Source organism: Massilia sp. Se16.2.3 (assembly GCF_014171595.1).
Classification (GTDB): Bacteria; Pseudomonadota; Gammaproteobacteria; order Burkholderiales; family Burkholderiaceae_D; genus Telluria.
In genome coordinates this window covers 4019900-4034451 of record NZ_CP050451.1, presented here as the reverse complement: position 1 = coordinate 4034451, position 14552 = coordinate 4019900, and the positions used below count along the sequence as shown (strand labels likewise).

General features: G+C 68.2%; 15 protein-coding genes and 1 pseudogene. All 16 read left to right on the top strand.

All coding sequences use genetic code 11. The features are described 5' to 3' along the window. Positions 1–26 precede the first annotated feature (26 nt). The 16 genes and pseudogenes from G4G31_RS18380 to G4G31_RS18310 all read left to right on the top strand — a co-directional run bounded on the left by G4G31_RS18380 (position 27) and on the right by G4G31_RS18310 (position 14451). On the top strand, positions 27–281 hold the full coding sequence (locus G4G31_RS18380; protein WP_182991833.1) for an acyl carrier protein: 255 nt from the start codon (positions 27–29) through the stop codon (positions 279–281). Positions 282–285: 4 nt separating this feature from the next. Further along, positions 286–831 (top strand): hypothetical protein, encoded by a 546-nt coding sequence (locus G4G31_RS18375; RefSeq protein WP_182988855.1) that lies wholly within the window; start codon positions 286–288, stop codon positions 829–831. Continuing rightward, the gene (locus tag G4G31_RS18370) at positions 828–2543 is read left to right on the top strand and encodes an AMP-binding protein (RefSeq protein WP_229425088.1); all 1716 of its coding nucleotides are present in this window, start codon (positions 828–830) and stop codon (positions 2541–2543) included. Before G4G31_RS18375 ends, G4G31_RS18370 begins: the two co-directional genes overlap by 4 nt. Before the next feature lie 13 nt (positions 2544–2556). After that, positions 2557–3633, top strand: a complete 1077-nt coding sequence (locus tag G4G31_RS18365; protein WP_182988854.1) for a cyclopropane-fatty-acyl-phospholipid synthase family protein — start codon at positions 2557–2559, stop codon at positions 3631–3633. Between the two features lies 1 nt (position 3634). Further along, positions 3635–4372 carry a glycosyltransferase family 2 protein gene (locus tag G4G31_RS18360; RefSeq protein WP_182988853.1) on the top strand — a complete coding sequence of 246 codons (738 nt, stop codon included), beginning with the start codon at positions 3635–3637 and terminating at the stop codon, positions 4370–4372. Between the two features lie 86 nt (positions 4373–4458). Continuing rightward, on the top strand, positions 4459–5337 hold the full coding sequence (locus G4G31_RS18355) for an acyltransferase (protein ID WP_182991832.1): 879 nt from the start codon (positions 4459–4461) through the stop codon (positions 5335–5337). After that, a complete protein-coding gene (hutH, locus tag G4G31_RS18350; protein ID WP_182988852.1) occupies positions 5324–6883 on the top strand; it encodes a histidine ammonia-lyase in 1560 nt (519 codons plus the stop codon). Before G4G31_RS18355 ends, hutH begins: the two co-directional genes overlap by 14 nt. Next, positions 6876–7322 carry a thioesterase family protein gene (locus G4G31_RS18345; protein WP_229425087.1) on the top strand — a complete coding sequence of 149 codons (447 nt, stop codon included), beginning with the start codon at positions 6876–6878 and terminating at the stop codon, positions 7320–7322. The genes hutH and G4G31_RS18345 overlap by 8 nt, the downstream gene beginning before the upstream one ends. Beyond that, positions 7319–7945: an outer membrane lipoprotein carrier protein LolA gene (locus G4G31_RS18340; RefSeq protein WP_182988851.1), complete on the top strand. Its 627-nt coding sequence runs from the start codon at positions 7319–7321 to the stop codon at positions 7943–7945. Before G4G31_RS18345 ends, G4G31_RS18340 begins: the two co-directional genes overlap by 4 nt. Then, on the top strand, positions 7942–8532 hold the full coding sequence (locus G4G31_RS28580) for a hypothetical protein (RefSeq protein ID WP_308621699.1): 591 nt from the start codon (positions 7942–7944) through the stop codon (positions 8530–8532). The genes G4G31_RS18340 and G4G31_RS28580 overlap by 4 nt, the downstream gene beginning before the upstream one ends. Next, positions 8430–10310 (top strand): MMPL family transporter, encoded by a 1881-nt coding sequence (locus G4G31_RS18335; RefSeq protein WP_308621697.1) that lies wholly within the window; start codon positions 8430–8432, stop codon positions 10308–10310. Before G4G31_RS28580 ends, G4G31_RS18335 begins: the two co-directional genes overlap by 103 nt. Beyond that, a complete protein-coding gene (locus G4G31_RS18330) occupies positions 10259–10846 on the top strand; it encodes a DUF3261 domain-containing protein (protein WP_308621695.1) in 588 nt (195 codons plus the stop codon). The genes G4G31_RS18335 and G4G31_RS18330 overlap by 52 nt, the downstream gene beginning before the upstream one ends. A 2-nt stretch (positions 10847–10848) precedes the next feature. Then, a pseudogene (locus G4G31_RS18325) lies at positions 10849–12027 on the top strand (beta-ketoacyl-ACP synthase). Next, positions 12024–12482 carry a 3-hydroxylacyl-ACP dehydratase gene (locus tag G4G31_RS18320; protein WP_182988850.1) on the top strand — a complete coding sequence of 153 codons (459 nt, stop codon included), beginning with the start codon at positions 12024–12026 and terminating at the stop codon, positions 12480–12482. The pseudogene G4G31_RS18325 and the gene G4G31_RS18320 overlap by 4 nt, the downstream one beginning before the upstream one ends. Further along, positions 12479–13225: a 3-oxoacyl-ACP reductase FabG gene (gene fabG / locus G4G31_RS18315; protein WP_182988849.1), complete on the top strand. Its 747-nt coding sequence runs from the start codon at positions 12479–12481 to the stop codon at positions 13223–13225. Before G4G31_RS18320 ends, fabG begins: the two co-directional genes overlap by 4 nt. Further along, the gene (locus tag G4G31_RS18310) at positions 13222–14451 is read left to right on the top strand and encodes a beta-ketoacyl-ACP synthase (RefSeq protein ID WP_182988848.1); all 1230 of its coding nucleotides are present in this window, start codon (positions 13222–13224) and stop codon (positions 14449–14451) included. Before fabG ends, G4G31_RS18310 begins: the two co-directional genes overlap by 4 nt. The last annotated feature ends 101 nt before the right edge of the window (positions 14452–14552 follow it).

Genomic DNA, 14552 nt, shown 5'->3' with positions numbered 1-14552 from the left:
ACAAGGCCATGGTAGCCATTAACGACATGAACCGCGATGAACTGTTCGTCTGGGTCGCCGACCTGCTGGCCGAGATGTTCGAACTCGACCGCGACGAACTGACCCCGTCCTCGAACCTGTACGCCGACCTCGATATCGACAGCATCGACGCCGTCGACCTCGCGGTGAAACTCAAGCAGATGACCGGCAAGCGCCTGCAGCCGGAAGTGTTCAAGACCATCCGCACGATCGACGACGTGGTCGACGCGCTGGCCGGCCTGGCGGAAGAGCAGGCGGCCTGAAGTCGTGCTGTGGAACGTCCTGACCGCCGTCCTGACGCTGGTGTACCCGCTGGCCATCTGGTTCGGCCACGGTATCGTCGAGCCGCGCTGGCTCGCCGGCCTGCTGCTCCTGACGGTGGCCACGCGCCTGCCCGCATTGAAGCTCAATGCGGCGGCGCGCTGGTCGGCCGCGGGCGGCCTGGCCCTCGCCGGTGTCGCGGTCGCGTCCAACGCGGTCCTGCCCCTGAAGCTGTATCCGGTGCTGGTCAACGGCGCGCTGCTGGCGGCATTCGGCTATAGCCTGCTGTCGGGTCCTTCGATGGTGGAACGGCTGGCGCGCCTGCGCGAGCCCGACCTGCCGCCGGCGGGCGTGGCCTACACCCGCCGCGTGACGCAAGCCTGGTGCGTTTTCTTCGTCTTCAATGGCGCGATCTGCCTGGGCACCGCCCTGTTTTCCCCGGAAGCCGTCTGGTCGCTCTACACGGGCGTCGTCTCCTACGTGCTGATGGGCCTGATGTTCGGCGGTGAATTCCTGCTGCGCATGCGTTTCAAACGGCTGAATCATGCTTGATCTGTTTTCCCCGACTCGCGGAGCGCCCGCAAGCGGCCCTGGCTGGCTGGCGCGAGAGCGCGCTCGTGCGCCATGGCGACTTCCTCGGCCGCGTGCGCGCCTGGGCGGCCCTCGGCCGGCGCACCGAGGCCCGCGATGTCGCCCTGTATCTCGACGACAGCCTGGAATTCGGCGCCGCGCTCGTCGGCGCCTGGCTTGCGGGCAAAACAGTCTGGCTGGTGGCCGATACGCTGCCGGCAAGCTGCACTGCGCTCGAGGGTGAAGTGGGCGCCTTCTGGGGCCAGTTTCCGTCCGCCTGCGCGCCGCAATTGCCGCTGCCGGGCGACGACTGGGCTGGCGCCTGGGCCACTCCCGCGCCCGACTATCCCGCGCTGGTCGTGTACACCTCGGGCAGTACCGGCGCGCCGGCGCCGATCCGCAAGCAGTATGTGCAACTGATCACGGAAGTCGAGGTGCTGGAAGCGCAGTTCGGTGCGCGCATCGCCGGCGCGGCGGTCGTCTCGACAGTGTCGCACCAGCACATCTACGGACTGCTGTTCAGGGTGCTGTGGCCGCTCGCTTGCGGCCGTCCGGTCGAGGCGCTGCGCCACGAGTTCCCGGAAACGCTGGTGCCCGCGCTGCGCCTGCGCGACAGCCTGCTGCTGGCCAGCCCCGCGCATCAAGCGCCTGCCGGCGCACCTGGACTGGGCCGGCGTGCGCGCGCGCTGCGTGCCGTGTTTTCGTCGGGCGGCATGCTCGATCTTGATGCGGCGCTGCACGCGCGCACGCTGCTGGGCCAGGCGCCGGTCGAGGTCTATGGCAGCTCGGAGACCGGCGGGGTGGCCTGGCGCCAGCGTAGCGGGAGCGCGCGGGAAGAGTGGACGCCGTTCGACGGCGTGCAATGGCAGGCTGGCGAGGACGGCCTGCTGGAAGTGCGGTCGACGCCTGCCGGCGGACTACAGCGCCTCGCCGATCGTGTCGAGCCAGCCGGGCAGGGACAATTCGTCCTGCGCGGCCGTGCGGACCGCATCGTCAAGATCGAGGAAAAGCGCGTCTCGCTCGACGCCATGGAAGCAGCCCTGAAAGCCTCGCCGCTGGTGCTGGAGGCGCGCGTGCTGGCCTGTCCGGAGCGCGCGCGCCAGTCGCTGGCCGCCTTTGTCGTGCCCAGCGAAGAGGGCGCCGCGCTGCTCGCCCCGGAAGGTAAGGCGGCCATGAACGCCCGCCTGCGCAGCGTGCTCGCCGCGTGCACCGAAGCGGTCGCGCTGCCGCGCCGCTGGCGCTACCTCGAGCGCATGCCGGTCAACGCGCAGGGCAAAACCACCCAGGCGCAGTTGCTGGCGCTGCTGGGAGCGCAGGTGGGCGAACAAAAGGGCCAGGAAGCGCGCCCGCGCTTTCCGCAGGTGCGCGTGCTCGAGGAAGCCGGCGCGCGCGCGCTGCTGGAACTGACCGTGCCCGCCGACCTGCTGTATTTCGACGGTCACTTCGACGTCGCCCCGGTGCTGCCGGGTGTGGTGCAGGTGGACTGGGCGCTGCATTACGGCCGCCACCACCTGGGCCTGTCAGGGACCTTCGGCGGCATCAATGCCCTGAAGTTCCAGCAAATGGTCAAGCCCGGGCAACCGGTACAGCTGGAACTCGTGTTCGATGCTGCCAAGGGCAGCCTGAACTTCCGTTATTTTTCCGATGCCGGCGCGCATGCGAGTGGCCGCATCCTTATCTCTCATTCTGTTTAGGACCTGGATCAGCATGTTGAACAAGAAGTTTTCGCCGGAGCGCCAGAGCGCGTTCGAAGCCCGTTTCGAAGCGCAGAAGATTGCCTTCGGGCCCGTCGTATTCCAGTGCGTGCGCTACGCGTGGAAGCGCGGCATGCTGCAGGCGATCGCCGACGCCGGCGAGACCGGCCTGTCGGTCGACGAACTGGCCGGCACCGGGAAATGGACGGCCTACGCTCTCAAGATGGTGCTCGAAACCTGCCTGTCCGCCGGCGTGGTCTACCTCATTGACGGCCGCTATTCGCTCGACAAGGCCGGCTTCGTCGTCCTGACCGACCCGATCACCCAGATCAACATCGATTTCACCCACGATGTCTGCTACGAAGGCATGTTCAAGTTCGAGCAGTCGCTGGACGCGGAAAAGCCGCTGGGCCTGAAGGTGTTCGGCGAATGGCCGACCGTCTATGAAGGCCTGTCGCAGCTGCCCGAGCCGGCGCGTTCGAGCTGGTTCGCCTTCGACCACTTCTATTCGGATACCTCCTTCCCGGACATCATGCCCGACGTCTTCGCCACCGCACCGAAGCGCGTGATGGACATCGGCGCCAATACCGGCAAGTTCACCCTGGCCGCGCTCGGCGCCAACGCGGGCGTGAAGCTGCATCTGGTCGACCTGCCGGGCCAGCTGGCCGTGGCCGAGAAGGCGCTGCAGGAAGCGGGCCTGCGCGAGCGCGCCAGCCTGCACCCGACCAACCTGCTCGATCATGCCGCGACCCTGCCGGAAGGCATGGACCTGATCTGGATGAGCCAATTCCTGAGCTGCTTCTCGGAAGAGGCCATCGCCAGCATCTTCCGCCGCGTGGCCGCGGCCCTGGCGCCGAACGGCCAGGTGCTGGTGATGGACACCTTCTGGGACCGCCAGCGCTACGACATCGCCTCCTACTGCCTGATCAACACCTCGCCCTACTTCAACAACATCGCCAGCGGCAACAGCAAGGTCTACGAAAGCGAAGACTACGTGCGCCTGGCCAAGGCCGCCGGCCTGGAACTGGTGACCGCGCGCGACAACATCGGCTACTGCCACTCGCTGCTGCGCTTCTCGAAGGCTGGCTGACATGTTCAAGGCTTGCGTCGTCATCCCGGTCTACAACCACGAGCACGCGATCGGCAAGGTGCTGCAGCAGGTGCGCGCGCACGGCATGCCCGTGATCCTGGTCGACGATGGCAGCTCAAGCGCCTGCGCGGCCGTGCTCGACGAGCTGGCGGCGGCGCATCCGCAGGATGTGGTGCTGGAGCGCCACGCAGTCAACCGGGGCAAGGGCGGGGCGGTGCTGACCGGTTTCGCCCGTGCCGCGCGCGATGGGTACACCCACGTGCTGCAGGTCGACGCCGATGGCCAGCATGCCGTTGCCGACATTCCGCGCTTCCTCGACGCGGCGCGCGCCAAACCGCAGGCCGTCGTCGCCGGTTGCCCGGTGTACGACGAGTCGGTGCCGGCGCTGCGCCTGTACGCCCGCTACCTGACCCACGTCTGGGTCTGGATCAACACGCTGTCGCTCGCGATCCGCGACTCGATGTGCGGCTTCCGGGTCTACCCGGTGGCGCCGGTGCTGGCGCTGGCCAGGCGCCGCCGCCTCGGCCTGCGCATGAACTTCGATATCGAGATCCTGGTGCGCCTGTACTGGGATGGCGTGTCGGTCGTGAACCTGCCGACCAAGGTCGGCTATCCGGAAGACGGCGTCTCGCACTTCAAGGCCTGGACCGACAACGTGCTCATCACGCGCATGCACGTCGCCCTGTTTTTCGGCATGCTGCCGCGTATTCCGAAACTGGTGGTGCGCAAGTGGCAGTAAATTCCACGGGTGCTGCCAGCGCGGCGGGCAGCACCGGCGACAAGCGCCACTGGGCCGCCATCAACGAGGCGAGCTTCGTGGCCGGCATGCGCCTGCTGTTCTGGGTCTGCCGCGTGTTCGGGCGCTGGCCTTTCCGCGTGGTGCTGTACCCGGTCTTGCTGTGGTACGTCGCAACCCAGCCGCGCGCGCGCCGCGTGTCGAGCGACTACCTGCGCCGCGTCGGCGCGCCTGCCGGCCTGTTCGGCGTGCTGCGCCACTTCGCCTCCTTCGCCGAGACCATCCTCGACAAGATGCTGCTCTGGGGCGGCCTGTTCGATTGCAGCCGCGTCAGCCTGCATGGCGTCGAGCCGCTGTACGCGCGCATCCGCGAAGGCCGCGGTGCGCTGCTGGTGTGCTCTCACCTGGGCAACTTCGACCTCTCCCGCGCGATGTCGATGGATACGCCCGGCTTGAAAATCACGGTGCTGGTGCACACGCGCCATGCCGAAGCCTTCAACGACATGCTGGCCAAACTCGACCCGCGCAGCCAGATGAACCTGATGCAGGTGACCGAGATGACCCCGGCCACCGCCATGGCGCTGTCCGAGCGCATCGAGCGCGGCGAATTCGTCGTCATGGCCGCCGACCGTGTGCCGGTGTCGCCGAACCCGCGCGTGGCGATGGCCCCTTTCCTCGGGCAGAGCGCCGCCTTCCCGGTCGGTCCGTATGTGCTGGCCTCGGTGCTGGGCTGCCCGCTGTACACGATGTTCGCCATCCGCCAGGGCGACCGTCATGAGATTCACTTCGAGTGTTTGCGCGAGCGGGTTGTCCTGCCGCGGCGCGGACGCGACGAAGCACTGGCGGAACTCGCGCAGGACTACGCGGCGCGCCTCGAGCACCATGCCAGACGCGCCCCGCTGGACTGGTTCAACTTCTACGATTTCTGGCATCACCCTCATTCGGAACATTCCAATGCAGCTCACTGACCTGACCCCTACCCAGCGCACCGTGCGCTTCGACCGCGAGCGCCTGGCGCTCGAGGACATCGTCGACATCGCACGCGGCAGCGCCCGTCCCGAGCTGTCGATGGATCCCTCCTACCGTGCGATGGTCCAGCGCGGCGCCGACTTCCTCGACCGCCTGCTGCGCGAAGACGGCGCCATCTACGGCGTGACCACCGGCTATGGCGACTCCTGCACCGTGGACGTGCCGCTGTCGCTGGTGTCGGAACTGCCGCACCACCTGTACACCTACCACGGCGTCGGCCTGGGCGCCTTCCTCACCCCGGCGCAGACGCGTGCGGTGATGGGCGCGCGCCTGGCTTCGCTCTCGAAAGGTTTTTCCGGCGTCAGCGTCGGCCTGCTCGAGCAGATCGTGCGCCTGTTCGACGCCGGCATCCTGCCGATGATCCCGAGCGAAGGCTCGGTCGGCGCCAGCGGCGACCTGACCCCGCTGTCCCATCTCGCGGCCGTGCTCTGCGGCGAGCGCGAAGTGTTGAAGGACGGCGTCGAAATGCCTGCTGCGCAGGCGCTGGCTGAAGCTGGAATCGTGCCCCTTCGCCTGCGCCCGAAAGAGGGCCTGGCGATCATGAACGGCACCGCCGTCATGACGGGCCTGGCCTGCCTGGCCTGGGACCGCGCCGACTACCTGTCGCGCCTGACCACCCGCATCACCGCGCTGGCTTCGTTCGCGCTGGACGGCAACGACCACCACTTCGACGAGACCCTGTTCTCGGTCAAGCCGCACGCCGGCATGCAGAACGTGGCGGGCTGGCTACGCGAAGACCTCGAGTACGCAGGCCAGCTGGAACGCAACGGCAAGCGCCTGCAGGACCGCTACTCGATCCGCTGCGCGCCGCACGTGATCGGCGTGCTGACCGACGCGCTGCCGTTCTTCCGCCAGTCGATCGAAAATGAACTCAACAGCGCCAACGACAACCCGATCATCGACGGCGAAGGCGAACGCGTACTGCACGGCGGCCACTTCTACGGCGGCCACATCGCCTTCGCGATGGACAGCATGAAAAACGCGGTGGCCAACCTGGCCGACCTGCTGGACCGCCAGATGGCGCTGCTGGTCGACGCACGCTACAATAACGGCCTGCCGGCGAACCTGTCCGGCGGCGAGGGCGAGCGCGCCGCGATCAACCACGGCCTGAAAGCCCTGCAGATCAGCTCCTCGGCCTGGACCGCGGAAGCGCTGAAGCTGACGATGCCGGCCTCGGTGTTCTCCCGTTCGACCGAATGCCACAACCAGGACAAGGTCAGCATGGGCACGATCGCCGCGCGCGATTGCCTGCGCGTGATGGAGCTGGTGGAGCAGGTGGCCGCTGCCTTGCTCATCACGGTGCGCCAGGGCGTGTGGCTGCGCCTGCGCGTGGATTCCTCGCGCGCGCTGCCGGCGCCGCTGGCGCGCATGCTCGACCTGCTGGGTGAGGACATCGCGCCGGTGCGCGAGGACCGCCGCCTCGACACCGAGCTGCACCACCTGCTTGGCCGCATCCGCGACCAGGCCTGGAGCCTGTATGCCTAAGCTTGGTAGCAAGACGAAATCGCCGGCGCGCTGGTTTGCCGAGACCGAGATGCAGGTGCAGTTCTTCGATCTCGATCCGATGCAGATCGTCTGGCACGGCAATTACGTGAAATACCTCGAGGTGGCGCGCTGCGCGCTCCTCGACAAGATCGGCTACAACTACGAGGAGATGCGCGACTCGGGTTACATGTGGCCGATCATCGACATGAACCTGCGCTACGCGGGTGCGGCCGTCTTCGGCCAGCGCCTGCTGCTGCGCGCCGAGATCGTCGAGTGGGAGAACCGCCTGCGCATCGACTACCTGATCAGCGACCTGGCAACGGGCAAGCGCCTGAACCGCGCCAGCACGACCCAGGTCGCGGTCGACGCCACCACCGGCGAGATGTGCTTCGTCTCGCCGTCCATCCTCTTCGAGAAGCTGGGAGTGCAAGCACCATGAAACGTATCCTTGTCAGCCTGACCACCGCGTTCGCGTTCGCGGGCGCCTGCGCGTCGGCGCAGGCCGCCGCCCCCGCCGCTGCGCCGATCGCGAAAATCCAGTCCATGCTTGCCAAGCCCGAGCAGCTGTGCGGCCGCTTCGAGCAGACCAAGCAGCTGGCCGGCATGAAGAGGCCGCTGGTCTCGACCGGGCGCTTCTGCGTCGTGGCCGGCAAGGGCGTGCTGTGGCGTACCCTGAAACCCTTCCCGAACACGCTGCGCCTGAAGCGCGACGAAATCGTCCACATGCAGGGCGAACGCGTGGCCATGCGCCTGGACGCCAGCCAGGAGCCGACGGTGCGCATGATCAACGGCGTGCTGTTCTCGCTGCTGGCCGGCGACCTCGGCCAGCTGGAAACCCTGTTCGAGGTCGACGGTTCCGTCGCCGAGGGTGGCTGGAAGGTCGCCCTGAAAGCGAAAAGCGCCGCGCTGGCCCGTGCCATCGGCGCCATTTCGCTCGACGGTGGCGCCTATGTGCGCACCATCCACATGCTTGAGGAAAGCGGCGACAAGACCGATATCAGGTTCGAAGACATCAAGACCGGCCCGGCCGCGCTCTTGCCTGAAGAGGCGGCGCTGCTGTGAACGCGCAACGACGCCTGGCCCTCCTGTGGGCACTGGTCGTGTGCCTGCTGGTCGGGCACAACGCCTGGCTATGGTTCGGCAAGGGCCTGGCGCCCGACACCGACATCCTGGCCCTGCTGCCGAGCGAAGAGCGCGACCCGGTCCTGCAGCAGTCCTTCACCCACATGGTCGACAGTGCCCAACAGCGCGTGGTGGTGCTGGTCGGCGCGAAGGAATGGGACGAGGCAGGCCGTGCGGCCGATGCCTACCGCGCGGTGCTGTCGCCGCACGGCGCGATCCTGAGTTTCGACGCCATGGGCGACGACGCCCAGGCCGGCTGGCTGGCCGGCCTGCAGCGCCACGGCAGCCTGCTGCTGGGCGCGGAGCAGGAACGCCAGCTGCGTAAAGAGTCCCCGCGCTTCTGGGTCGACTCGGCCCCCCGGCACGGCTGTACAGCGCCTTCTCGGGCCCGAAACTCGGCGCCTTCCGCGACGACCCCTTCGGCATGTTCGCCGGCTGGGTGCAGGAGCGCGCGGGCGAGACCCCGGTGCGTCCGCGCGACGGCCGGCTGTTCGTGGCAGGCGAGGGCCGCCAGTACGTGCTGCTGACCTATACCCTGAAAAAATCGGCGTTCTCGCTCGGCGCCCAGAACGCCGTGCTGCCGCTGCTGGCCCAGGCTTCGAATGCCGCGCGTGCTTCCGTGCCATCGGCCGAAGTGATCCAGGCCGGCGTCGTGCTGCACGCGGCCGCCGCCGGCCAGCAGGCCAGCCGCGAGGTGCACACCATCGGCGTCGGTTCGATGATCGGCATTATCCTGCTGACCTGGCTGACCTTCCGCACCTTCAAGCCGATCGGCCTGATCGTGCTGGCGATCGCCATCGGTTTCCTCGGCGCGCTGTCGGTCTGCTGGCTGCTGTTCGGCCGCATCCACCTGCTGACCCTCGTCTTCGGCGCCAGCCTGATCGGCGTCGCCCAGGATTACGGCATCTACTTCCTGTGCAACCGCCTGCGCGCCGACCCGCAGATGGATTCGGCCCAGCTGCTGCGCCGCCTGCTGCCGGGCCTCGGGTTTACGTTGCTGGCCGCCGTGATCGGCTACATGGGCCTGGCACTCACGCCCTTCCCGGGCCTGCGCCACATGGCCGTGTTCTCGGCCCCGGGCCTGGTGTTCGCCTGGCTGACCGTGGTCTGCTGGTTCCCGGCCCTGATCGGCGCGCAGACCCTGAAAGCCGGCCCGATCGCCCGTGGCTACAAGAGCCTGGTGGCGCGCTGGCCGCGCCTCACAAACCAGCCCTTGACGCTGGTGCTGGTGGCGGTACTTGGCGGCGTGACCGTGCTGGGCTGCTCACGCCTTACCGTCAACGACGACATCCGCTCGCTGCAGTCCTCGCCGCCGCAGCTGGTGCGCGACCAGATCAAGCTGAGCAAACTCCTCGACGCCCCGAGCCCGGTCCAGTATTACCTGGTGCGCGGCGCGACGAGCGAGGAAGTGCTGCAGCGCGAAGAGGCCTTGAAGCGCCGCCTGGATCCGCTGATCGCGCAGAAGCATATCGCCGGCTACCAGGCGCTGTCGAACTGGGTGCCGTCCGCGCGCACCCAGGCCGAGCGCCTGGCCCTCATCGACGCCAGGCTACTGGCAAAGGATGGCCCGCTGTCGATGCTGGCAGGCGAGATCGGCGAGGACGCCGGCTGGGCCGCGGTCACCGCCGCCCACCTGCGCGCGAACGCGGCGCCGCTGGAGCTGGAAGCCTTCATGCGCACCTCGGCCAGCGAGCCGTGGCGCCACCTCTGGCTGGGCAAGACCGAAGGCGTGTATGCCAGTATCGTCGCGCTGCGCGGCATGCGCTACCCGTCGATCCCCGTGCTGGGACAGGCGGCCGAAGGCTTGAGCGGCGTGCAGTGGGTCGACAAGGTCGGCGGCATCTCCTCGGTGCTGGGACGCTACCGCGCCTACATGGGCTGGGTCGTGCTCGGCGCCTACGTGGTCGTGTTCCCGGTGCTGTTCCCGCGCTACCGCGGCCGCACCTGGCGCGTGCTCGCGCCGACCGCGGCGGCCAGCGCGCTGACGCTGGCGCTGCTCGGCTTCACCGGCCACAGCCTGCAGCTGTTCCACGTGCTGGCCCTGATGCTGTTGCTGGGCGTCGGCGTCGACTACGGCATCTTCATGCAGGAAGAGCACGAGCGCGGCAGCGATGCGCCCTGGCTCGCCGTCGGCCTGTCGGCTGCCAGCACCATCCTTTCGTTCGGGCTGCTCGGTTCCTCCGGCACCCCGGCGCTGCAGGCTTTCGGCCTGACCATGCTGACCGGGACCGCGCTGGTCTGGCTGGGCGCCCCGTGCTTCATCGTTACCAAGGAAGAACCGAATGCTTCGCCTGTCCTGGCTTAAGAAAGGCGGCGCCGCCGCCGCTGGCAGCGCTTGCGCTGTGCGGCTGCGCCACCAAGGAAGACGTTCCCGCGCGCCTCGGCCTGCGCCTGGCCCCGGCCGCGCTGGGCGAAACCATCAGCGTGCAGCAGCACCTGACCGTGCAGCGCGGCAGCAGCAACAACGACCTCGACGCTGCCCCGGAAGTGGACGCGAACAAGCTCACGCTGGTGGGCCTGGCGCTCGGCATGCGCGTGCTGAGCCTGGAGTTCGACGGCAAGGAACTCACCGAATGGCGCCATCCGATGCTGCCTTCGCAGGTACGCGCCGCCGACGTGCTGGAAGACGTGCAGCTGACCCTGTGGCCGGCGGCGGACATCGCCCGTGCCCTGCCTGCCGGTTGGCAGATCGAGGACCGGGGCCTGCGCCGCACGCTGCGCCGCGAGGGCGAAGTCGTCGCCACCATCGACTACAGCGGCATGCCGCGCTGGAAGGGCAAGGCGGTGCTCGACAACCTGCGCTACAAATACCGGCTGACCATCGAGTCGGCGGGAGACTGACGATGCCGTACCTGAACGACTGCGCACTGGTCTGCGCGCTCGGCGGCGACCGCGAGACGATCCGCCGCCGCCTGTTTGAGGACGCGCAGACCGGCTTGCGCTTATCAAGCGCCTGCTCGCCGGGCCGCGTGCTGCCGCTGGGCCAGGTCGAGATGGACCTGCCGGGCCTCGGCCACCTGCCGCTGCCCATGCGCAGCCGGAACAACGCGCTGGCGCTGGCCGCGCTGGCGCAGATCCGTCCAGCGGTCGATGCGGCAATCGCGCGCTATGGCAGCGACCGGGTCGGCGTCATCGTCGGCACCAGCACCTCGGTGTGGGTGCCACCGAAAGCGCGATCGCCGCGCATGAGGCCGGCGGCGAGCTGCCGGAAGGCTTCCACTATGGGCAGCAGGAGATGGGTTCGCCCGCGGCATTCCTGGCGCACGAACTGGACGTATCCGGCCCCAGCTACGTGCATTCGAGCGCCTGCTCGTCGAGCGCCAAGGCACTCGCCAGTGCCGCGCGCCTGATCAACATGGGCCTGGTCGACGCGGTCGTCACCGGCGGCGTCGACACGCTGTGCGGCTTCACTGTCGCCGGCTTCACGGCCCTGGAGTCGGTGAGTAGCACGCAGTGCAATCCACTCGGCCTCGGTCGCAACGGCATCAACCTGGGCGAGGGCGCCGCGCTCTTCCTGATGACGCGCGCACCAAGCGCGGTCGCGCTGCTCGGTTGGGGCGAGTCCTCGGACGGCCACCACATGTCGGCACCGGACCCGGCGGGCGGCGGCGCGCGCATCTCGATGGGCGAGGCGCTGCGCCGCGCCGGCATCGACGCTGGCGACATCGACTACATCAACCTGCACGGCACCGCCACGGTCCAGAACGACGCGATGGAGTCGCGCGCCGTGGCCGACCTGTTCGGCACGGAGGTTGCGGTCAGTTCGACCAAGCCTTCACCGGCCACACGCTCGGCGCCGCCGGTGCGGTGGAGGCGGCTTTCTGCTGGCTGGCGATGCAGGACGATAACGAAGAAGGCCTGCTGCCGCCGCACTTGTGGAGCGGCGAAGCCGACCCCGAGCTGCCGCGTTTGAACGCGGTGGCGCCAGGTACGCGCCTTGCCGTCCGATACGCTACGCGCTGAGTAACTCCTTCGCGTTCGGCGGCTCGAACGCGACCCCGGTGTTCGGGAGGACTGCGTGACCCTGCCGGACATCAAGACCCTGGTGCCGCACAGCGGCGCCATGTCGCTGCTCGACAAGCTGCTCGCTGCCGACGCCGAAACGCTCGACGCGCAAGTGGGCATCCGCGCCAATTCCATGTTCAGCGATGGCGCCGCGGTCGGCGCCTGGGTCGGCGTCGAATACATGGCGCAGGCGGTGGCGGCCCATGCAGGCCACGCGGCCAAACTGCGCGGCGAGCCGGTGCGGGTGGGCTTTTTGCTCGGTACCCGCCGCTACACCTGCGCGGTGCCGGCTTTCCCGGTCGGCACCGTACTGAATATCCACGTGCAGCGCGCGCTGCAGGGCGAAAACGGCCTGGGCGCGTTCGACTGCCGCATCATCGAAGCGGGCGAGGGGCGCGAGCTGGCCAGCGCCACCATCACCGTCTTCCAGCCCGATAACGTAGAAGAGTTTTTGCAACGGAGTTCCGAATGAGTAGTAATGACAAGAGCGTCCTGCGCAGTGTGCTGATTACCGGCTCGTCGCGCGGCATCGGCAAGGCGATCGCGCTGCGCCTGGCGCGCGAGGGCTATGCCGTCGTCGTGCATTGCCGCAGCCGCCGCGAGGAAGCCGACGCCGTCGCGTCGCAGATCGCGGAGCTTGGGGGCAGCGCGCGCGTGCTCCAGTTCGACATCGGCCAGCGCGAAGCCACGGCTGCCGCACTGGCTGCCGACATCGAGGAACATGGCTGCTACTACGGCGTGGTGTGTAACGCCGGCGTGGCGCGCGACACCGCCTTCCCGGCGATGACCGGCGAGGAGTGGGACCAGGTGCTGGGCACGAATCTCGACGGCTTCTTCAATGTACTAAACCCGCTCGTGATGCCGATGGTCCAGCGCCGCAAGCCCGGCCGCATCGTCACCATGGCCTCGGTGTCCGGCCTGATCGGCAACCGCGGCCAGGTCAACTACAGCGCCGCCAAGGCCGGCATCATCGGTGCCACCAAGGCGCTGGCGCTGGAACTGGCCAAGCGGAGCATCACCGTCAACTGCGTCGCCCCCGGCCTGATCGAAACCGACATGCTGGACGATGTGCCGATGGAGGAAGCCTTGAAGCTGGTGCCCCTGCGCCGGGTCGGCCGTCCCGAAGAAGTGGCCGCCGCCGTCAGTTATTTGCTGTCCGAGGATGCGGGCTATGTCACGCGCCAGGTCATTTCCGTGAATGGAGGTCTCGCATGAACCACCGCGTCGTCGTCACCGGCATGGCCGGCATCAGCCCCCTCGGCAACGACTGGGCCACCATCCGCCAGCGCCTGGGCGAATACCGCAATGCCATCGTCCACATGCACGACTGGGACGATTACGATGGCCTGAACACGCGCCTGGGCGCACCGGCCGCGCCTTTCGAACTGTCGGACCGCTACCACCGCAAGGCCACGCGCAGCATGGGCCGCGTGGCCCTGCTGGCCACGCGCGCGACCGAGCTGGCACTGAAGGATGCCGGCCTGCTGGACGACCCCCTGGTCACCAGCGGGCGCATGGGCGTCTCCTTCGGCTCCTCGGCCGGCACCACCAGCGCGATCGGCGACTTCGGCCGCATGATCGAGGAACGTACCACGCGCGGCATCAATGCCACGACCTACATCAAGATGATGGCGCACACGGCGCCGGTGAACATCGGCGTCTTCTTCGGCCTCACCGGGCGCGTGATCACGACTTCGTCGGCCTGCACCTCGGGCAGCCAGGGCATCGGCTACGCATACGAGTCGATCCGGAGCGGCCGCCAGGTGGCGATGGTCGCGGGCGGCGCGGAAGAGCTGTGCGCCACCGAGGCCGCCGTGTTCGACACCCTGTTCGCCACCAGCACCCGCAACGACACGCCGCACACGACGCCGCGTCCCTTCGACCGCGAACGCGACGGCCTGGTGATCGGGGAGGGCGCCGGCGCCCTGATCCCGGAAGAGCGCGAGCATGCGCTGGCACGCGGCGCCACCATCTACGCGGAACTGGTGGGCTTCGGCACCAACAGCGACGGCACCCACGTGACCCAGCCGAACGCCGCCACCATGCAGGTGGCGATGGAGATGGTTCCGCAGGACGCCGGCCTTGCGCCCGCCGACATCGGCTACGTCAACGCCCACGGCACCGCCACCCAGCAGGGCGACGTCGCCGAGAGCCAGGCCACGTCGAAGGTGTTCGGCCCACGCATGCCCATCAGCTCCCTGAAGAGCTACATGGGCCACACCCTGGGCGCCTGCGGCGCGCTGGAAGCATGGTTCTGCATCGAGATGATGCGCGAGGGCTGGTTCGCCCCGACCATCAACCTGATTGAGGTCGACCCGCAATGCGGAGAACTGGACTACATCCGCGGCGAAGGACGGCGCCTGGACTGCGAATACGTCATGTCGAACAATTTTGCCTTTGGCGGGATCAATACCTCGCTGATTTTTGCGAAGCACCGCTAGGGCGCAGCAAGGCGGGGCAGGAGCTGCGCCCGCCGCAACGGTTCCATCCGGAAGTGCAACAAGCCTGCGTTGACAAGCAACGCGGATTTTTAAACAGCAGG

Excerpts from the sequence above, each read along its gene's own strand:
- G4G31_RS18380 (WP_182991833.1), top strand. The coding sequence starts at position 27 with ATGAACCGCGATGAACTGTTCGTCTGGGTCGCCGACCTGCTGGCCGAG.
- G4G31_RS18365 (WP_182988854.1), top strand. The coding sequence starts at position 2,557 with ATGTTGAACAAGAAGTTTTCGCCGGAGCGCCAGAGCGCGTTCGAAGCC.
- G4G31_RS18360 (WP_182988853.1), top strand. The coding sequence starts at position 3,635 with ATGTTCAAGGCTTGCGTCGTCATCCCGGTCTACAACCACGAGCACGCG.
- G4G31_RS18355 (WP_182991832.1), top strand. The coding sequence starts at position 4,459 with ATGCGCCTGCTGTTCTGGGTCTGCCGCGTGTTCGGGCGCTGGCCTTTC.
- hutH (WP_182988852.1), top strand. The coding sequence starts at position 5,324 with ATGCAGCTCACTGACCTGACCCCTACCCAGCGCACCGTGCGCTTCGAC.
- G4G31_RS18345 (WP_229425087.1), top strand. The coding sequence starts at position 6,876 with ATGCCTAAGCTTGGTAGCAAGACGAAATCGCCGGCGCGCTGGTTTGCC.
- G4G31_RS18340 (WP_182988851.1), top strand. The coding sequence starts at position 7,319 with ATGAAACGTATCCTTGTCAGCCTGACCACCGCGTTCGCGTTCGCGGGC.
- G4G31_RS18335 (WP_308621697.1), top strand. The coding sequence starts at position 8,430 with ATGTTCGCCGGCTGGGTGCAGGAGCGCGCGGGCGAGACCCCGGTGCGT.
- fabG (WP_182988849.1), top strand. The coding sequence starts at position 12,479 with ATGAGTAGTAATGACAAGAGCGTCCTGCGCAGTGTGCTGATTACCGGC.
- G4G31_RS18310 (WP_182988848.1), top strand. The coding sequence starts at position 13,222 with ATGAACCACCGCGTCGTCGTCACCGGCATGGCCGGCATCAGCCCCCTC.